This is a genomic window from Denitratisoma oestradiolicum (assembly GCF_902813185.1).
GTDB classification, from domain to species: Bacteria; Pseudomonadota; Gammaproteobacteria; order Burkholderiales; family Rhodocyclaceae; genus Denitratisoma; species Denitratisoma oestradiolicum.
This window is the reverse complement of record NZ_LR778301.1, coordinates 1,402,342-1,420,283: the sequence shown is the minus strand read 5'-3', so window position 1 is coordinate 1,420,283 and position 17,942 is coordinate 1,402,342. Positions and strand designations below refer to the sequence as shown.

General features: G+C 63.9%; 18 protein-coding genes. 3 read left to right on the top strand and 15 right to left on the bottom strand.

Features of this window, described 5'->3' with window-relative positions:
* Nucleotides 1-146 precede the first annotated feature (146 nt).
* Complete coding sequence (locus tag DENOEST_RS06530; RefSeq protein WP_232096563.1) at nt 147-1,448, bottom strand: HD-GYP domain-containing protein; 1,302 nt, start codon at nt 1,446-1,448, stop codon at nt 147-149.
* A gap of 428 nt (nt 1,449-1,876) precedes the next feature.
* Here DENOEST_RS06530 and DENOEST_RS06525 point away from each other — a divergent pair, with 428 nt between their 5' ends.
* The 3 genes from DENOEST_RS06525 (at nt 1,877) to DENOEST_RS06515 (ending at nt 3,314) form a co-directional block, all read left to right on the top strand.
* Entirely contained in the window at nt 1,877-2,401 is a 525-nt protein-coding gene (locus tag DENOEST_RS06525; RefSeq protein WP_145769654.1) for an energy transducer TonB, read from the top strand.
* A gap of 28 nt (nt 2,402-2,429) precedes the next feature.
* Nucleotides 2,430-2,873: a rhodanese-like domain-containing protein gene (locus DENOEST_RS06520; protein WP_145769653.1), complete on the top strand. Its 444-nt coding sequence runs from the start codon at nt 2,430-2,432 to the stop codon at nt 2,871-2,873.
* A 120-nt stretch (nt 2,874-2,993) separates the two neighbouring features.
* On the top strand, nt 2,994-3,314 hold the full coding sequence (locus DENOEST_RS06515) for a hypothetical protein (protein ID WP_145769652.1): 321 nt from the start codon (nt 2,994-2,996) through the stop codon (nt 3,312-3,314).
* A gap of 24 nt (nt 3,315-3,338) precedes the next feature.
* Here DENOEST_RS06515 and DENOEST_RS06510 read toward each other — a convergent pair whose 3' ends face one another.
* The 14 genes from DENOEST_RS06510 to DENOEST_RS06445 form a co-directional block, all read right to left on the bottom strand.
* Entirely contained in the window at nt 3,339-4,058 is a 720-nt protein-coding gene (locus tag DENOEST_RS06510; protein ID WP_145769651.1) for a DUF6901 family protein, read from the bottom strand.
* Between the two features lie 165 nt (nt 4,059-4,223).
* Nucleotides 4,224-5,789, bottom strand: coding sequence for a FadD3 family acyl-CoA ligase (locus DENOEST_RS06505; protein WP_145769650.1), 1,566 nt, complete (start codon nt 5,787-5,789; stop codon nt 4,224-4,226).
* 64 nt (nt 5,790-5,853) lie between these two features.
* Nucleotides 5,854-7,530 (bottom strand): FAD-binding protein, encoded by a 1,677-nt coding sequence (locus DENOEST_RS06500; protein WP_145769649.1) that lies wholly within the window; start codon nt 7,528-7,530, stop codon nt 5,854-5,856.
* A 34-nt stretch (nt 7,531-7,564) separates the two neighbouring features.
* A complete protein-coding gene (locus DENOEST_RS06495) occupies nt 7,565-7,945 on the bottom strand; it encodes a nuclear transport factor 2 family protein (RefSeq protein ID WP_145769648.1) in 381 nt (126 codons plus the stop codon).
* Nucleotides 7,946-8,054: 109 nt separating this feature from the next.
* Nucleotides 8,055-9,257, bottom strand: a complete 1,203-nt coding sequence (locus tag DENOEST_RS06490; RefSeq protein WP_145769647.1) for an acetyl-CoA C-acyltransferase — start codon at nt 9,255-9,257, stop codon at nt 8,055-8,057.
* A 24-nt stretch (nt 9,258-9,281) separates the two neighbouring features.
* A complete protein-coding gene (locus tag DENOEST_RS06485; RefSeq protein WP_145769646.1) occupies nt 9,282-9,740 on the bottom strand; it encodes a MaoC family dehydratase in 459 nt (152 codons plus the stop codon).
* A 178-nt stretch (nt 9,741-9,918) separates the two neighbouring features.
* A complete protein-coding gene (locus DENOEST_RS06480; protein ID WP_145769645.1) occupies nt 9,919-10,704 on the bottom strand; it encodes an SDR family oxidoreductase in 786 nt (261 codons plus the stop codon).
* Nucleotides 10,705-10,875: 171 nt separating this feature from the next.
* Nucleotides 10,876-11,757 carry an SDR family oxidoreductase gene (locus DENOEST_RS06475; RefSeq protein ID WP_145769644.1) on the bottom strand — a complete coding sequence of 294 codons (882 nt, stop codon included), beginning with the start codon at nt 11,755-11,757 and terminating at the stop codon, nt 10,876-10,878.
* Between the two features lie 181 nt (nt 11,758-11,938).
* Nucleotides 11,939-13,093 carry an acetyl-CoA C-acetyltransferase gene (locus tag DENOEST_RS06470; RefSeq protein ID WP_145769643.1) on the bottom strand — a complete coding sequence of 385 codons (1,155 nt, stop codon included), beginning with the start codon at nt 13,091-13,093 and terminating at the stop codon, nt 11,939-11,941.
* Between the two features lie 12 nt (nt 13,094-13,105).
* Nucleotides 13,106-14,173 carry an acyl-CoA dehydrogenase family protein gene (locus tag DENOEST_RS06465; protein WP_145769642.1) on the bottom strand — a complete coding sequence of 356 codons (1,068 nt, stop codon included), beginning with the start codon at nt 14,171-14,173 and terminating at the stop codon, nt 13,106-13,108.
* A 12-nt stretch (nt 14,174-14,185) separates the two neighbouring features.
* Nucleotides 14,186-15,349: an acyl-CoA dehydrogenase gene (locus DENOEST_RS06460; RefSeq protein WP_145769641.1), complete on the bottom strand. Its 1,164-nt coding sequence runs from the start codon at nt 15,347-15,349 to the stop codon at nt 14,186-14,188.
* 22 nt (nt 15,350-15,371) lie between these two features.
* The gene (locus tag DENOEST_RS06455) at nt 15,372-16,127 is read right to left on the bottom strand and encodes an enoyl-CoA hydratase family protein (protein ID WP_145769640.1); all 756 of its coding nucleotides are present in this window, start codon (nt 16,125-16,127) and stop codon (nt 15,372-15,374) included.
* A 73-nt stretch (nt 16,128-16,200) separates the two neighbouring features.
* Nucleotides 16,201-17,004: a CoA-transferase subunit beta gene (locus tag DENOEST_RS06450; protein WP_145769639.1), complete on the bottom strand. Its 804-nt coding sequence runs from the start codon at nt 17,002-17,004 to the stop codon at nt 16,201-16,203.
* Between the two features lie 21 nt (nt 17,005-17,025).
* On the bottom strand, nt 17,026-17,901 hold the full coding sequence (locus DENOEST_RS06445; RefSeq protein WP_145769638.1) for a CoA transferase subunit A: 876 nt from the start codon (nt 17,899-17,901) through the stop codon (nt 17,026-17,028).
* Nucleotides 17,902-17,942 lie beyond the last annotated feature (41 nt).

Here is a 17,942-nt window from a genome sequence, read left to right as displayed (position 1 = left end):
GATGTCTGGGCCGGAGTTCCGGATCAAATCTGGCGTTTCACCTCCCGCGCCAGGGCAGGGGCAAATATTCACCAGTGCCGACTATCAGCGTGGGAATGCTATCCGACAAGCCAGGACGGTTCAACTGTCCTTGAGGCGGCAGCGTGTCAATGGGCCGAAGACCAATCGGCATCCGGCGATGTCGGGTCCCATGGCACCGTATCGTCGAGAACCCGGATCAGGGGCCAGAGTTCATGCAACTCCCTATCACCCTTGGCTTCAGCGCGAATGTAAAGATTGCGGGCCAGATTGCGCATACGCCACTCCAGCTCCATGATCACCAAACGGATCTCATTCAGGAGTTCTTGGTTTTGCTCCAGATCGCCCAGGGGTTCCAGCTCCAGAATGCCGGTGGCGCGTACGGACTTTTCAATGTTGTGCAATACACCCAGGACGCTACCCACCAGTTCGCCGCCGCACCTCCCCCGATTTTTCGTCCAGTGCGCCTCGCCGATATCCATCGCCTTGCCGAGCCTTGCCGATATGGCAGCGGCCCGCTCCGCGCATTGGCAATCCAGCTCGTCGCAAGCCACCGTTTCCTCATCGTCGCCGAAGGCATGGAGCAGGGCGGAAACAAACTGACGGTCGAATTCTTCGGGAACGATTTTCAGCGCCAGCCCGACCCGGGAAACCGCGCCTGGACCACTGCGCATGATGATGGCCGACGCCGCATCCGCCGTTGCCAGCAACGCCCCCAGGGGATGCTGGGGCATATGGGTATCGTAGTGAGGGTAACCGCTGCCATCCAGACGCTGATGATGTTGCAGGATGCAGATACCCACCGAGGGTGGCAGCGAAGTCATTTCCTGGATCAGCATCTGGCCTACCCGTGGATGGCTGGCCACATGCTTCCACTCGGCGCAGTTCAGTTGATCGGAATTTCTGACGTAGTCGGGATTGATGTACATCTCGCCCAGATCATGGAGCAAGGCAGCTATCAGCAGCAGCTTGGCTTCATGGTCTGGCAGATCGGTGCGCGCGGCAATGCCGGCGCTGACCGCGACACAACTGAGCATATGCCGGTAGCCCTCCGGATATTGATCGCGCACGGCGGTCAGCAGCAGGCGCAGCGGACCGGGAATGGGCACTGTGCGCAGATCATCGATCAGGGCCTGGGCTGAATGTCCTCCCGCCACTTTCGCCAGCAGGGTTTGCTCGGCGATCAGATGGCGACAGTCCCGAATGACATCAACAAAGGTGATGGCGCCCTCGGCAGTCAGCGTTGTTTCGATCGGCCGGGCCAGCTTGCGCCGCAACAGCCTTTCCTGGAGGTCCCGTGAAATCCTCAGACCCCTTGCCCAGAGCTTGTTGCCATGTTCGTCGAGAATGTCTTCATCGGCGGAAACCGGGCAGACTTCGGAAAGCGCGACGATGCTGTTGAGACAGTACTGGTTCACGGAATTGAACATCACGATCATGTCTCCTCTGCTGTGTGCTGGACATCGATTCGAAGCCGCCGAAAGGTGTCATTGGAATATTTATGGAGGGATTGAGCCGTTTGAAGTCGGCTCTATTTCCATAAGATCAGCATGGGCAAATTCTCCGCTTGGGACTTCCAACCTGTCAATTGAACGAAAGTAATAGAGCCAAAGACCTACGCCCCACTCCATCGTCATGAATCAGAAGGGCTATCCGGGCTGGGGTAGAATTTCCGCTGGTATTCGGGGCCACCGGGAACATCTCCGGCGCCTTTCCCTATCCCACGAGGTTCCACGCCATCAGAATCGACCGTCCCCTCGTCCAGGCCCTGGCAATTTCCCTCGTCGTCCACGGCCTGGCCCTGGCGCCGGGCCTGAGCCCGCCGACCACCGCCAGCCTTGGTACGCTGCGCGCCCAGTTGCGCCCGCTGGCCGTCACGTCGGCAGTGCTGGCCCCGCCGGATACCACCGCGACGGACCTCGCCCCAACCCCACCGCAACCCGTGGAGCGCAGCTATGACCACACCACCAGCGACACTGCCAACCAGGAAATCTCACCTTTGCAGGCAACCGGTCCGGGGATCGATGGAGCCGGGCTGCGTCAGTATCACTTCGCCCTGGGCCGCATGGCGGCCAACTTTCGTAGCTATCCATCCCAGGCCCGGGAAGCCGGTTGGGACGGACGCGTGGCCATGCGCCTGACGGTGGACACGGGCGGCGTACCCCAGAGCCTGCGGCTGCTCAGCGGCAGCGGCCATGACATTCTTGATCAGGCCGCACTGGAAATGTTGCGCCTGGCCGCCAGCCACACCCCGGTACCCGACACCCTGCGGGGACAGCGCTTCGAGATTGATCTGGCCATCGACTACAGCTCGGCCGACCCGCCTCCACCAGCCGGCAGGCCAGGAAACCCAAGCGATGAAGAGGTGGTCCAATCTCGGTAGTGACCAACCAGATTCATCAGGAGCCATCATGAATAAAGTTTTTGTCACCAGCCTTCTCATCCTCCAGTCCCTGGCCGCCAACGCCGAAGTCATCGACATAGACACCACGGAATTCGCCCGCCTGCTGGATCAACGGGTACCGGTAATCGATGTGCGCACCGCCCCGGAATGGGAAGAATCCGGCATTGTCGCCGGCAGCCACCTGTTCACCTATTTCGACCGGAACGGCAAGTCAGATCCCGCCGCCTGGCTGGAAAAAGCCAGGACCGTCGCCAAGCCGGAAGAGCCGGTGATTCTGATCTGCCGCAGCGGCAACCGCACCAAAGCCGTCAGCCGTTTCCTTTCCGACCAGGCCGGCTACGCCAGGGTCTATGCGGTCAAGGGCGGCATCCAGGCCTGGGCCGGCGCAGGTCGACCCCTGGTACCCGCAGCCCAGGCCATCGCCACCTGCCGGGCCAAGCAGCACTGCTGATCCCATGAACGACGGCTACTCCTCATGAAATGCCCAGGCCTCGCGACAAGCCCATGCAGCATTCCCCCCCGCCCTCCTGACCTTTCTGACCCTGTTCGCCCTGGACTGACTCTACCAGCGGTGGCGGAGCCACCCCACGGCCATCCCAGCGCCAATCAGGCCATGGACATCCTGATGCCCGGCAGCCCTGCCCGATCCGAGGAACTGCGCCATCAGGGCCAAGTGCGAAGCACCACCAACACCAACCAGTTCACCTACCTCGAAGTGGAAGGGGCGTCTGGCATCCAGTGGATAGCCGTACCACGGCAAGAAATCCGAATCGGCAGCATCATCCATTACGGCGACGGCCGGGTGATGACGAACTTCTACAGCAGACTGATCCAGCGCAACTTCCTCCGCATCACCTTCATCAAGGAACTGACGGTAGAAGCAGAGCACTGAACCGGTGCGCCCCATTGACAACCGTCAGCGTCCCCCTTCCCCGCCGGTCTCCAGATAAGGCCGGAACAGATATTCCAGTTCGGCGAGGGACTCGGAGACGGAATCCGGCATGGCCTTGGCGAACAGGTCGAGGAGGATCACCGCGTTGATGGAGGCGTCCCGCTCCACCGCGCCCCGCAGGCGTTCGGACATGGCGACGTTGATGACATGGATGCGCTGGTAGTGATCGCGCAGCCCTTCCAGGGCGAAGTCGGGGGCGGCGCCGTTCCTCTGGCGGAAATACTGGGCCAGCAGATACATCGAGGCGGCGCGGTAGATGGTTTCCTCACTGCTGGCCAGGGGCAGATGGAAGCGCGCCATGGGCCGCAGCCAGGCCACTTCCGGGCAGGCGCAGGTGGCCATGATCAGACCCATCAGTGAACTGAGCGCCCGCTGGGCCGTGGTGACGGCACTGATCTCCCGCTCGGGCGTGCTCACCGTCACCGCCACGGTGCTGTGGGACACCAGGCCACGGGCGAAATCCAGCAGGTCGGCCAGGGCCGCCGCCATGGGACAAAGGGCAACCTGCTGCGCGTCGAGGGGACAGTCCCGGCACTGGTGGTGGGCGAGCTGGACCCAGGCCGGGGGATCAGGGCGCGGCACGACTTGCAGAGCCAGGGTCTGGTCATCGAGACCTATCACGAACTCGGCGCTGTCGCCGTCCTCGGCGCGTAGGCGGTAGACGATCTTCAAGGTATTCGTCATATCAGCGTCCTCCTCCGGGCATTGTATGCCCGATGGCATGCTGAAAGGCCATGGAAATGTTCCATGGTTCCGCAGATTCGCCATGAATGGACCACTACCGGACTTCCAGGAAAAACGGGCCGGTGGATCGCTCCCCGGCCCGTCCTGTTTTTCGCCCGCCGCAACTCAGGGCTTGAAGCCGTCCCGCAGTTCCCGTTTCAGCACCTTGCCCGAGGCATTGGTGGGGAAGGCCTTTTCGATGCGCACGTAGCGGGGCACCTTGTAGTTGGACATGTTTTCCCGGGACCAGGCGATCAGGCCCTTCTCATCCAGTTGGGCGCCTTCCTTCAGCAGCACGAAGGCACAACCCACTTCCCCCATGCGCTCGTCGGGCACCCCCACCACGGCCACCTGAGCGATGGCGGGATGGACGCTGAGGAGTTTTTCCACTTCCGCCGGATAGCAGTTGAAGCCGCCGACGATGAACATGTCCTTCAGGCGATCGGTGATGCGCAGATTGCCCCGCTCGTCGAGGATGCCCACGTCGCCGGTATGCAGCCAGCCCTCGCTGTCGATGGCCTCCCGGGTACCCTCCTCGTCGTCCATGTAGCCCTTCATCACGCAATAGCCGCGGATCACGATTTCGCCGGCGCTGCCGGCCGGCACCGGTTTGCCGGCCTCGTCGATACAGCGCAGCTCGATGCCGGGAATGGCGCGGCCGCTGGTGGTGGCAATGGTTTCCGCATCCTCGCTCGGATCGCAGACGGTAGCGCAACCGCCACATTCGGTGAGGCCGTAGGCGGTGACCACCACCTTGAAGCCCAGTTCATCCCGCATGCGCTGGATCAACACCGGCGGAATGGTGGCGGCGCCAGTCACCGCCACCCGCAGGCTCGAGATGTCGTAGTCCTTCAGCTTTGGGGAAGAAAGCATGGTCAGATAAAGCGTGGGGGGGCCGGGCAGGAAGCTGATTTTTTTCTCGTTGATCAGTTTGAGCACGGTCTCGGCGTCGAACACCGCGCAGGGCAGGATGGCGGCGCCCCGCAGCAGGGCCGAGAACCAGCCGGCCTTGTAGCCGAAGGAATGGAAAAAAGGATTGATGATCAGGTAGCGGTCGCCGGGTCCCAGGGTAACCACGTTGGACCAGGAATCGAAAGCCTGCACCACCGCGCTGTGAACGGACATGACACCCTTGGAGCGCCCCGTGGTGCCGGAGGTGAACATCAGGTCGGCCAGGGAGTCAGGATGAACCGCATCCATACGCGCACACGCATCTGCCTCCGGCACCTGTTCCGCCAGGGCCATGAACTGCTCCCAGGTCTTGTCACTCCCCCGGGCATCCCGCAACACCACGGTATGGGACAGATCGCCCATATCCTGGCCCTGAAGCATGTCGGGGTAGTAGCTGCCGAGGAAATCGCCGGCGATGAACAGCACCTTGGCGCCGCTGCGCTTGATGATGTCCGCCGCTTCCATACCCTTCATGCGGGTGTTGATGGGCACCAGCACGGCACCGGCCGTTTGCAGGCCCAGGGCGGCGACGATCCATTCCCACTGGTTGGGCGCCCAAACCGCGACCCGGTCACCGGCCTCCACGCCCAGGGCCATCACGGCCCGGGCCGCCTGCATGCGCAGGGCATCCAGTTGCCGGTAGCTGATCTTGTGCTCCCCCTCCTCTATCGCAATGGCCTCCGGCCAGCGCTGGGCGGACTCGGTCATCATGTGGGGGACGGTCAGGATCTTGGGCAGCATGTAAATTCCTTGTGACGGAAAATGCCGGGAATGGCCGAGCATTCCCGGAAGAACAGCAGAAGCTTCAGGCTTTCGCCAAATGGTTGACGGCACGGAAACCGAACACCATGCCGGGGCCGATGGTGCCGCCGGCGCCGGCATAGGCCCGCCCCAGGGCAGCGGCGGAGTTGTTGCCGATACAGTAGAGGCCGGGAATCGGCTCGCCCGCCACGCTGATCACCTGGGCATCGTCGGTAATCGCCGGGCCGCCCTTGGTACCCGTGTCGCTGGGCCAGACCTTGAGGGCATAGAAGGGCCCCTTCTCGATGGGGATCAGACAGGGATTGGGTTTGACCGCCTTGTTGGACCAGTAGAGGTCATGAGGGTTGTTGCCGCGATTGAATTCCAGATCCACCCCGCTACGTGCATATTCGTTGTGCTTCTTCAGGGTCTGGGCCAGGCCAGCCTCATCGACGCCGATCTGGCGCGCCAGGCCCTCGATGGTGTCGTCCTTGAAAAAGAAATCCCCGAACCATTCCTTTGGCACCTTGCCATCCGGCATCACGATGCTCGGCAGGATGGGGCCGAGGGGGGAATTCTTGCGGTAATTGCCGTCGAACACGAACCAGGCGGGAATGCAGCCGCCGTTCTTCCGATGATCCTCGTACATGGCGGACTGGAAGCGATCATAGGAAATCGCCTCGTTGACGAAACGCTTGCCCTGCTTGTTCACCGCAATGAAGCCGCCCAGCCCCCGCTCGGAAAAGATCGGCTGCTGCCCCTGGGGTGATTTCGGGTGAGGAACAGAGGGGGTGCCCCAGACCTGATCCATCTTGTCCAGCTTGGCGCCGATGGCCTCGGCAGCACGGATGGTGTCGCCGGTATTGTTGCCCTTGGGTGTGGACGACCACTCCTGGCGGCTGGGCTGGGGCAGATATTTGTCGCGCATTTCCTGGTTGCGCTCGAAGCCACCGGCGCCCAGGATCACGCCCTTGCGGGCGCGGATGGTGACCGGCTTGCCGTCCTTCCTGGCCACCGCGCCCTGGACCCGGCCATTCTCATAGACCAGGGACTCCAGCGGGCAGTTCAACCACAGGGGAATGTTGCGCACCAGCATCGAGTGGCGCAGCGCGCCCATCAGGGCATTGCCCAGACACAGGCGGCGATCCCGCTTGGTCTTGATGCGCCAGGGCAGATCCAGGCAATAGCGACCCATGGTCTTGATGGTGATCCAGACCCAGCCCGGCCCCTTGGTGGCCAGGGTATTGGCCTCGGGTGCCGTCATGCCAATGCCGTTGAGGGTGACGCCGGGGTGGGACTCCCGCAGGTTGACCAATTCGTCGCCCAGCAGGGCGCCGTTGAAGGGCAGCGGCTCCATGGCCCGCCCTCCGGGCAGGGCGCAGGGCATTTCCTGATAGTAATCGGGATATTCGGGGCAGGCTTTGTAGTGCAGGGATGTCTTTTCGTTGACGTAGCGGATCATCTCACCCGCGCTATCCAGGTACGCACGAATTTTGCCGTCGGTGGACGTATCCCCCACGGCAGCCTTCAGGTAGGTGTAGGCGCTCTCGTAGGTGTCCTCCACCTGGCCGTTCAGGGGAATCCACAGCACGCCGCCGGAAGTGGCCGAGGTGCCGCCGTACTGGTTGCTCTTCTCGATCACCAGCACCTTCATGCCCAGATCATGGGCGCGCACCGCCGACAGCAGCGCGCCACCGCCGGAGCCCACCACCACCACATCGAATTCCGCGTTCTCACTCATCCTCTTCCCCCTTGGATTGTTCTCGATTCGCCGATCAGGCGGGCTTCATGTCTTCCTGGGCCCAGTAGGCGCGCATGGCGCTGATTTTGCCCTGGGCGTCGAACTCCATGACCTCGATCAGTTCGATGCGGGTCGGTCCCTGCCCCGGCACATCAACCAGGACTTCCGCCGTCATGGCGGCGCTGTTGCCGAAGGAGCCATAGGGGCCGGACAGCACCTTGATTTTCACGCCGGAGGCGCAGGCCCCCTGGTAGAACTTGACGATGGCCTCGCGGCCGCTCTGGATGGGAGCGCCCACCGGGTCCTCGATGGTGGCATTGTCCGCGTAAAGCGCCACCACGGCCTCCGCGTCGCCCGCGCTCACCAGCGCTGCGTACCTGGTCATCACCGCCTTCATGTCTGCCGATGTGGGCATCGTCCGTCCTCCGTTCTTATGAATTATGGTTTCAAGCGAGACACGGGGCCGGCGTCGGCGCGGCCCCGTGCAAGTCGTTACTGAACGCTACGTCACTAAAGACGAGAGCTTAGACGATTTCGAACAAACCAGCAGCCCCCATGCCGCCGCCGATGCACATCGAGACGACGACATAGCGCTCGCCGCGACGGCGGGCCTCCAGCAACGCGGTGCCCACCAGACGGGCCCCGGACATGCCGAAAGGATGGCCAATGGAAATCGCGCCGCCGTTGACGTTCAGGCGGTCGTTGGCAATGCCCAGCTGGTCGCGGCAGTACACCACCTGACAGGCGAAGGCTTCGTTGATTTCCCACAGGCCGATGTCCGATACCTTCAGGTTGTGGCGGGCCAGCAGTTTGGGAATCGCGAACACCGGGCCGATGCCCATTTCCTCGGCCTTGCAGCCGGCCAGGGCCAGACCGCGATACACGCCCAGGGGCTCCAGGCCCCGCTCCTTGGCCATCTCGCGGCTCATCAACACCGAGGCAGAGGCGCCGTCGGACAGCTGGGAAGCGTTGCCGGCGGTGATGAACTGGCCTTCCTTGACCCACTGGCCGTTCTTATAAACGGGCTTGAGGCCGGAGAGGCTTTCCAGCGTGGTGTCGGCCCGGTTGCCCTCGTCCTTGGTGAGGGTGACGGTTTCCTTGGTGGTGGGGTTGCCTTCCTTGTCGAAGAGCTGCTTCTCGACGGTGATCGGCACGATCTCGTCGTTGAAGATACCCTTGGCCTGGGCTTCCGCGGTGCGCTGCTGGCTTTGCAGAGCGTATTCGTCCTGGGCGGCGCGGGAGATGTTGTAGCGCTGGGAAACGATCTCGGCCGTCTCGATCATCGGCGCATAGGCGGCGGGATAGGCCGCCAGCACCGCCTGGGAGGGTGTGCGATGGGCGTTCTTGAACTTGTTCTGCACCAGGGAGATGGACTCCAGGCCGCCGGCGACGATGATGTCGCGCTCGTTGGCCATGATGCTCTTGGCCGCATCGGCGATCGCCACCAGGCCGGAGGCGCACATGCGGTCCAGGGCCATGCCGGGCACGGTGTCGGGCAGGCCGGCGGTGTACACCGACAGGCGGCCCAGGGTGTAGCCCTGGGTGCCCTGCTGGGCCGACACGCCGATGATCACATCATCCACCTCGGCGGGGTTGAGCTTGGCCCGCTCGACGGCGGCCTTGACCACATGGCCGCCCATCACGGGGGCTTCGGTGTCGTTGAAGGCGCCGCGATAGGCTTTGCCGATGCCGGTACGGGCGGTGCTGACGATGACGGCTTCTTTCATGATCTTTCCTTTCCGCAAGCGGAATCAGTTGAAGAAATAACGGCTGATGGTGTCGGCGACGCAGGCGGGACGCTCCTGGCCCTCGATCTCCACGGTGACGCGGATCGTGGCCTGGACGCCCTCGCCGGCCGGCTCGGCCTTGACCAGTTCACAGCGGCCGCGGAGCCGGGAACCCACCTTCACGGTATTGGGGAAACGGATCTTCTCGCAGCCATAGTTGACCCCCATTTTCATATTTTCCAGGGTGATCACCTGGGGCATGAAGTAATTGACCAGCGCCAGGGTCAGATAGCCATGGGCGATGCAGGCACCGAAGGGGCCGTCCTTGGCCTTCACCGGGTCCACGTGAATCCACTGATGATCACCGGTGGCATCGGCGAACTGGTTGATGCGCTCCTGCTCGATGGTAAGCCAGTCGCTGGTGCCCAGCTCCTTGCCCTGCAGGTCGAGGACGGACTGATTGGAATTGAAGACGACAGCCATGAGACCTCCTCTTTAATGGTCTGTAAAAAAACAGCTTTCCCGCCGGGCCGATCCCAAGGGAAAGCGGCACGCGCCGCCCCAGGCGCAAGCGGCAAACTGCTGCCACGGAGCTCCCCGTGACTTTCGAGCAAAGCGAGCCGCATCGAACCCCCCGGAGGGGGGCGAAGGGGGGCGAACCTTACGCACGTTGGGAACTGACGGACATCACCTCACCCGTCATGTAGGAGGAATAGTCGCTGGCCAGGAACACCATGGCATTGGCCACCTCCCAGGGCTCGGCGGCGCGGCCGAAGGCTTCGGTGCTGGAGAGCTTGTCCAGCAATTCCTCGGAGGAAGCCTTCTTGAGGAATTCATGCAAAGCAATGGAAGGCGACACGGCATTGATACGTACGCCAAACTCGGCCGCTTCCAGGGCGGCGCAGCGGGTCAGGGCCATCACCCCGGCCTTGGCGGCGGCGTAGTGGGCCTGTTCCTTCTGGGCACGCCAGCCCAGCACCGAGGCGTTGTTCACGATCACGCCATGGCCGCGGGGCTGCATCACCTTGAGGATGGCGCGGGTCATGCGGAACACGCTGTTCAGGGACACGTCGATCACCTTGAACCACTCGTCGTCGGTCATGTCGACAATGCGCTTCTGGCCGCCCAGGCCGGCATTGTTGATCAGGATGTCCACGCCGCCCAGCTTCTCCTCGGCGGCCGCCACCAGGGCCTGCACCTGATCTTCCTTGGTCACGTCGCACAGCACGCCATAGACTTCCTGAAGCCCGGTTTCGGCCTTCAGCTTTTCCACGGCCTCGCCCAGACGGCGCTCGTGGATGTCGGAAATCATCAAGGCGCGCACGCCCTCCTCGGCGCAGCGCTTTGCGGCGGAAAAACCGATGCCGGCGCCGGCAGCGGCGGTGACCAGGGCGGACTTGCCCTTCAAGAGGCCGTGGCCCGGAACGTAGGCGGGAGCAGATTTCATGGTCTTCCTCGGATATCAGGTTTTACGAACGGGATGGCCCAATAAAGTCTATGGACCCCGTCATTCCGGCGCAAGCCGGAATCCAGTGTGCGGTGGGTCAAACCCCTGGACCCCGGCTTTCGCCGGGGAGACGACTAAAGACATATTCGGGCCAAATTAATGGAAAACGACTCAAGAGCCCCAGACCTTCTTGGGGGGCGCGCTCTGCTTGATCAGCTCGTCGATCACGCCGCCAATCTCCTCGGCGGTGTAGCCGGCGCCGCCCTTCTTCTTCTCGGGGCCGGTCTTCCAGCCGTCGCAGACGGAAACCCGATCGCCCTCGATCTCGAACACCTGGCCATTCACGTGCTTGGAGGAGGCGCTCACCAGATAGACGATCAGGGCCGCCACGTTCATCGGATCGTAGAAGTCGAAGCTGCCGTCGGTGGGCTTCTTCACCATGTCGGGCATGCCCTGCTCGGTCATGGCGGTGCGGGCGGCGGGGGCCAGGGCGTTGGCGGTGACGCCGTAGCGCTTCAGCTCGGCGGACTGCACCAGGGTCAGGGTGGCCACGCCGCCCTTGGCGGCGGAGTAGTTGGACTGGCCCACGGAGCCTTGCAGGCCGGCGCCGGAGCTGGTGTTGATGATGCGAGCATCGACCGCGACACCGGCCTTGGTCTGGTCGCGCCAGTACTTGCCCAGGATGTTGGACAGGCAGAAATGGCCCTTCAGATGCACGCGCATCACGGCATCCCAATCGTCCTCGGTGAGGGAGACGAACATGCGGTCGCGCAGAATGCCGGCGTTGTTCACCACGGCGTCCACCTTGCCGTAGGCGGCGATGGCGGCGTCCACGATCTTCTGAGCGGTGGCGATGGTGGTGATGTCGTCGCTGTTGGCGATGGCCTTGCCGCCGGCCTGGGTGATGTCATTCACCACATCCTGGGCCGCGTCGAGGCGGATGTCGTTGACCACCACATTGGCGCCGGCCTTGGCCAGGGCCAGGGCGTAGGCGCGGCCGAGGCCGCCGCCGGCGCCGGTGATGATGACGGTACGGTTGTCACAAAGTCCCATTTTTATTCCTCTCCAAAAATTTTTTGTTTAGCGCGAAATGCGGAATGATTTCGTGAAACATAACGACTCACCACACCCGTCATTCCGGCGTAGGCCGGAATCTAGCGGGCCGCCGACCTGGACCCCGGCCTGCGCCGGGGTGACGGGTTTCATTACCCAAGGTGGCTTGTCCTCATGATCGTTATCCCAGCCGCTCGATAATCGTCACGTTGGCCTGGCCACCACCTTCGCACATGGTCTGCAAACCATAACGGCCGCCGCTGCGCTCCAGTTCGTGCAGCAGGGTGGTCATCAGCTTGGCGCCGGAGGCCCCCAGGGGGTGGCCCAGGGCGATGGCGCCGCCATTGACGTTGGTCTTGGCGTAGTCGTAGCCGGTTTCCTTCAGCCAGGCCATGACCACCGAGGCGAAGGCTTCGTTGATTTCCACCCGGTCGATGTCCTCCAGCTTCATGCCGGCCTTCTTCAGGGCATAGGCGGTGGCGGGGATCGGCGCGGTCAGGTGCCAGATGGGATCGTCGGCGCGCACGCTGATGTGCTGGATGCGGGCACGGGGCGTCAGGTTGTAGCGCTTCAGGGCCGCTTCGGACACCACAAGCACGGCGGAGGAAGCATCGCAGGTGGAGCTGGAAACGGCGGCGGTGATGGCGGGATAGGCGGGATCCACCGGGGCCAGGGTGGCCATTTTTTCCAGGGTCGAGGCGCGGGCGGTCTCGTCCATCTTGAAGTCGCCGTAGGGCACCACTTCGCGGTCGAAACGGCCTTCGGCGATGGCCTTCAGGGCCCGGTCGTGGCTTTCCTTGGCGAAGACTTCCATGTCCTCGCGGGAAATGCCCCACTTGTCGGCGATGCGCTGGGCCGCGTAGAACTGGTTCACCGGCGCGTCGCCGAAACGGGCCTGCCAGCCCTTGCTCTCGGCAAAGGGAGTGGTGAAGCCCAGGGGCTGGCCCGCCAACATGGCGGAGGAGATGGGAATGGCGCTCATGGTCTGCACGCCACCGGCCAGGATCACGTCCTGGGTGCCGCTCATCACCGCCTGGGCGGCGAAATGCACGGCCTGTTGGGAAGAGCCGCACTGGCGGTCGATGGTGGTGCCGGGCACGCACATGGGCATGCCGGCGGCCAGCCAGGAAGTGCGGGCGATGTCGCCGGCCAGGGCGCCGATGGTGTCCACGCAGCCGAAGATCACGTCATCGTAATCCTCGGCGGGAATGGCATTGCGCTCGACGATGGCCTTGATCACATGGGCGCCAAGATCGGCCCCATGGACGGTAGCCAGGGAACCCTTGCGTTTGCCCGTGGGAGAGCGCAGGGCGTCAACGATATAGGCTTCAGCCATTTTGTTTCCTTGTCAGATAAAAGTTTTGCCGGCGCCCAGGGGGGCGTTGGCGGAGAGCACATGGGCGGCCACACGGTTCTTGTGGAAGGCCCGGTCGCCCCAGGCCGCATCCAGCACCCAGGCGCGCTTCATGAATATCTGCAGATCCACTTCCCAGGTGTAGCCCATGCCGCCATGAACCTGGATGCCACTGCGGGCGGCCAGCCAACCGGCGTCACCGCAGGCCAGCTTGGCGTGGGAGACATGGACGCCGCGGGCGGGATCGCCGCTGGCCATGGCCTGGGCAGCCCGTTCCAGCACCGGCTTGGCGAATTCGGCCTTGACCGCCACGGTGGCCAGGTGGTGCTTGACCGCCTGGAAGCTGCCGATGGGCTTGCCGAACTGCTTGCGTTCGCTGGTGTAGGCCACAGAAATGTCCAGCATGCGCAGGATCTGGCCCATGATCTGACCGGCGGCCGCCAGGGCGCCGCGGTTCAGGGCGTCTTCCCACAGGGGCGCGGCCGCGGCGGCGTCCAGCACGCGGGTCTCGGTGCTGGGCGTCCATTCCACGCGGCACAGGCGGCGCGACAAGTCGATACTGGGATTGAGCACGGTCTTCACCGCGCTGCCGGCCACCGCGTGCAGTTCGCCCTGGTGGGCAAGCAGCAGCAGATCAGCCGTATCGGCATCGGCCACCAGCTTCTGGCTGGGATGGCCGACGGCAACGCGGGCTGAGCCTTCGGCGATGCGGGGCAGCCACTCAGTTGCCAACTGGGCGGCCAGGGCATGGCCGGCGGGCAGTGCGTTCAACAGGCCGACAGCCACGTAGGCGGTATCCACCACGTAGTCGGGCAGGGCTGAATAACCGAGTTCCTGGGTCATCTGCACCCAGTCCACGTCAGAGAGGCCCAGGCCGCCGAAGTCCTCGGGCACCGAAAGGCCGAACAGGCCCTGCTCGGCGATCCTGGCCTGCAACTCGGGGGCGTGGCCGGCTTCGGTCTCCCAGTTCTTGCGGATGGTTTCCAGGGGCAGCTCCTTGGCAAAGAAGCTGTGCATGGCCTCGCGGAAGGCGATTTGATCTTCGCTGAAAGTGAAATCCATGGGAACCTCCGATCAGCGCGGCATCCCGAGCATGCGCTCGGCGATGATGTTGCGCTGGATCTCGTTGCTGCCGGCGTAGATGGTGCCGGCCTGGGAGAACAGGAAACCGTCGAGCCAGGTGCCCACGTCGCCGGCGTCCGGCGCTTCGGGCAGCAGCTCGGCGCGGGAGCCGAGGATGCGCATGGCGGTATCGTGCATCTGGATGTCCAGCTCCGACCAGAAAATCTTGTTGGTGGAGGACTCGGGGCCGATCTTGGCGCCGTTCACCAGCTTGCTGGCGGTACGGTAGGTGGACAGGGTGTAGGCCTCAGCATCCATCCAGGCCTTGATTACGGCCTCGCGGATCGAGGGGTCCCGGTCGGCCTCTTCCCGGTTGGCCAGATACAGCTGCACCAGGCGGCGCGCGGTCTCCTGGTAGCGGGCTGGGGAGCGCAGCATCAGGCCGCGCTCGAAGCCGGCGGTGGCCATGGCCACGTTCCAGCCGCCCCCTTCCTTGCCCAAGAGGTTTTCCACCGGCACCTTGACGTCGTCGAAGAAGATTTCGGCGAAGCCGGCCAGACCGTTCAGCTGGCGGATCGGGCGGATGGTGATGCCCGGCAGGTTCAAGGGCACCAGGATGTAGGACAGGCCGTGGTGGCGCTCGGAATCGGGGTCGGTGCGGAAGATGCCAAAGGCCCAGTCGGCCCAGCGGGCGCGGGTGGACCAGGTCTTCTGACCGTTGATCACGTAGTGGTCGCCCTGACGCACGGCCTTGGTGCGGATCGCCGCCATGTCGGAACCGGCGCCCGGCTCAGACCAGGCCTGGGCCCACATGTCGGCGCAGGAAGCCATGCGCGGCAGGAAGCGCTTCTTCTGCTCCTCGGTGCCGTATTCCATCAGGGTCGGGCCGAGCAGGAAGATGCCGTTCTGGTTGACCCGCAGCGGCGCGCCGGCGCCCCAGTATTCTTCCTCGAAGATCAGCCACTCGATCAGATTGCAACTACGGCCGCCCAGCTCCTTGGGCCAGGTGACCATGCCCCAGCCGCCTTCGTTGAGCTTGGCTTCCCAGGCCCGATGCTGGGCAAAGCCCTCTTCGGTGTCGAAGTCCTGAAGGGGCTCCTTGGGCACGTTTTCCTTCATCCAGGACCGCACTTCCTGGCGGAAGGCTTCCTGTTGGGGGGTGTATTTCAGATCCATAGACGTTGTCCTTGTTCGGGGATCAGAACTTCGCGTCGCGCTTCTCGACGAAGGCCTTGCGGGTCTCGGCGGAATCCTTGCTCATGTAGGCCTGGAGGGTGAAACCCTGCTCCCAGCGGTACTTGTCTTCCAGGTTGCCGTCCTCGATGCCGTTCAGGGCTTCCTTGGCGATGCGGATCATGGCCGGGCTCTTGGCGGCGATCTTGCGGGCGATCTCGAAAGCGGTGTCGCGCAACTGATCCTTCGGCACCACCCGCTCGATGGCGTTGAGACGATAAGCCTCGGTAGCGGAAATCATCTCGCCGGTGAAGAACAGGTAGCGCACCTTCTGCACGCCGAACAGACGCTGCAAGTGGGCGGCACCGCCCATGGCGCCCCGGTCCACCTCGGGCAGGCCGAAGCTGGCGCACTCGGAAGCCACCACGATGTCGGCGGCGCCGCAGATGCCGATGCCGCCCCCCAGGACGAAGCCGTGCACGGCCGCGATCACCGGCACCTTGTTGAGATGCACGGCCTTGAAGGTGGCGTAGTTGCCGGCATTGACCGAGACGATCAGGCTCTGGTCGGCGTTGAGTTCCTTGATGTCCACGCCGGCGCAGAAGCCACGGCCCTCGCCACGGATGATGATCACGCGCACTTCGGGCTTCTGGCCCAGGGCCTCGATCTCGGCAGCCAGGCCGTTCCAGCCGGCGGCATTGAGGGCATTGACCGGGGGCCGGTCGAGGACGACTTCGGCGATGCCGTCGGCGTCGATGGTGCTATGGAATTGTTGGGTCATGGCTCTTCCCTGAAATGATGTGGCAGCGAGGGGCAAAGGCAAAACCGCGCCGGCAGGCCGGCGCGGTGGTGGATCAGGCAGCGGCCCGGATACCCGGCGGATTGCCCTTCAGCTGAGCGCCCCGGATGTTGTGGGGATCGAGGCGGCGGATGATCTCCAGCTGCTCAGGGGTGGGATGGGGCGTCTCGCCCAGCTTGTCCGCCTTCAGCAGGGGAAAGCCGGTGTTCTCCTGGACTTCCTCGAAGCTCACCCCCGGGTGCAGGGAGCGCACACGGCAGGCCCGGTTGGGGCCTTCGAAATCCAGCACACAGAGGTTGGTGACGATGCGGCGGATGTCCATCAGATCCCGGCGCACGCCCTTCTCCCAGCGCTCGTCCTTGAAGCCGACGCCGGAGACCATGTCCACCTCGCCGGCCACGAAGGTGCGGCTGTTGTGGGCGGGCACGAAGAAGGAGTTGGGATGGTTGATGCTGTTGCCGGGCAGGCCCCGCACCCCGAGAATGGCGGACTTGGGCTTCTGGTAGTCGCCGCCCACGCAGGACAGGTTGGTCTGGCCCCAGCGGTCGATCTGGGTCGGGCCGATCATGGCGTGGCGCTTGCCGCCCCAGACGCACTCGAAGACCCGGTCGAAGCTCATGTAGCCCTCGTACTTGGGCACATAGTCGCCCCGAGGGCCGAGGGGAATGGGCTCGGCCACCAGATAGGTTTCGCTGTCGGTCATCAACAGTTCGGGGCTGTGGGTCAGCTTGGCCAGGCTGGCGCCCAGACGGGGAATGACGCCGATGCCGGAGGCCAGGACTTCGCCGTTGTCGCGCCAGGCCTCGGAGGCGGCGACGATCATCAGTTCGGCCAGGGTGAATTCAGTGGTTTGACTCATGGTTTTCTCCGCTTCCGGCCGTCAGAAAATGGGCATGGGCAGCTTGCCGATGGCTTCGGCTCCGCCGTTCTTGGCCAGGTATTCCGCTTCGGTACAGCTGACGAATTCCTTCGCGTAGCCCTCCCAGCCGCTCTCTTCCGAGGCACTGGCGTTGTACTTCTTCATGTGCCCCAGATCCCAGCCGTAGTCGGGGCCACAGGAAGTGGGATGGGCGCCGCAGGGGGCGTGGACCACGCCGGTCACCAGATAGCGCTCAAAGGTGTTGAAGCGGGCCTGGTCGCCGGTGAGGGCCAGCTTGTCCTCCACCGTCTCGGCACTGACGTAGCAGGCATCGGCGGCCCGGGCGAAGAGGTTGTCGAAGAAGGGATCGGGGCTGGTGATCAGGGTGTTGCCCAGCTTGTCGGCCACATTCACATGCACCAGGGCCGCATCCAGCTTCAGGGCCGGCATCGCCAGCAGCACTTCGCCGTCGGCATAGGGGGACTGGATGGTCTTCAGTTCCGGGTTGTGCTTCACCACGTCGGAGGCCAGACCGCAACGGGTGGGCAGGAAGGGCAGGCGCATGCCGGCGGCCCGTAGGCCCCACTCGAACATGCCCTCGTCCACTTCCATCAATTCCAGGAGGCCGGCTTCCCGAGCCTTGCGGTAATAGGGCTCCAGGGGAATCGCGTCCATGGTGGCGAAGCCGAAGATCAGCTTCTTCACCTTGCCGGCAGCGCAGAGCATGCCCACTTCGGGGCCGCCGTAGGCGACGATGGTCAGATCCTTCAGATCGGAGCGCAGCATCTCGCGCACAATGGCCATGGGCTTGCGGCGCGGACCCCAGCCGCCGATGCCGATGGTCATGCCGTCACGCAGGCGGGCGACCACCTCGGCGGCGGTCATTTGCTTGTTCATCCTGGATGCCTCCTAATTGACTGATTCGATTCGAAATGCGG

Bases quoted from the DNA above. Each gene is read 5' to 3' on its own strand.
- DENOEST_RS06480 (WP_145769645.1), bottom strand. From the start codon at position 10,704: ATGAAATCTGCTCCCGCCTACGTTCCGGGCCACGGCCTCTTGAAGGGC.
- DENOEST_RS06505 (WP_145769650.1), bottom strand. From the start codon at position 5,789: ATGCTGCCCAAGATCCTGACCGTCCCCCACATGATGACCGAGTCCGCC.
- DENOEST_RS06465 (WP_145769642.1), bottom strand. From the start codon at position 14,173: ATGGATTTCACTTTCAGCGAAGATCAAATCGCCTTCCGCGAGGCCATG.
- DENOEST_RS06500 (WP_145769649.1), bottom strand. From the start codon at position 7,530: ATGAGTGAGAACGCGGAATTCGATGTGGTGGTGGTGGGCTCCGGCGGT.
- DENOEST_RS06520 (WP_145769653.1), top strand. From the start codon at position 2,430: ATGAATAAAGTTTTTGTCACCAGCCTTCTCATCCTCCAGTCCCTGGCC.
- DENOEST_RS06510 (WP_145769651.1), bottom strand. From the start codon at position 4,058: ATGACGAATACCTTGAAGATCGTCTACCGCCTACGCGCCGAGGACGGC.
- DENOEST_RS06475 (WP_145769644.1), bottom strand. From the start codon at position 11,757: ATGGGACTTTGTGACAACCGTACCGTCATCATCACCGGCGCCGGCGGC.
- DENOEST_RS06445 (WP_145769638.1), bottom strand. From the start codon at position 17,901: ATGAACAAGCAAATGACCGCCGCCGAGGTGGTCGCCCGCCTGCGTGAC.
- DENOEST_RS06495 (WP_145769648.1), bottom strand. From the start codon at position 7,945: ATGCCCACATCGGCAGACATGAAGGCGGTGATGACCAGGTACGCAGCG.
- DENOEST_RS06455 (WP_145769640.1), bottom strand. From the start codon at position 16,127: ATGACCCAACAATTCCATAGCACCATCGACGCCGACGGCATCGCCGAA.
- DENOEST_RS06450 (WP_145769639.1), bottom strand. From the start codon at position 17,004: ATGAGTCAAACCACTGAATTCACCCTGGCCGAACTGATGATCGTCGCC.
- DENOEST_RS06490 (WP_145769647.1), bottom strand. From the start codon at position 9,257: ATGAAAGAAGCCGTCATCGTCAGCACCGCCCGTACCGGCATCGGCAAA.
- DENOEST_RS06460 (WP_145769641.1), bottom strand. From the start codon at position 15,349: ATGGATCTGAAATACACCCCCCAACAGGAAGCCTTCCGCCAGGAAGTG.
- DENOEST_RS06530 (WP_232096563.1), bottom strand. From the start codon at position 1,448: ATGTTCAATTCCGTGAACCAGTACTGTCTCAACAGCATCGTCGCGCTT.
- DENOEST_RS06470 (WP_145769643.1), bottom strand. From the start codon at position 13,093: ATGGCTGAAGCCTATATCGTTGACGCCCTGCGCTCTCCCACGGGCAAA.
- DENOEST_RS06485 (WP_145769646.1), bottom strand. From the start codon at position 9,740: ATGGCTGTCGTCTTCAATTCCAATCAGTCCGTCCTCGACCTGCAGGGC.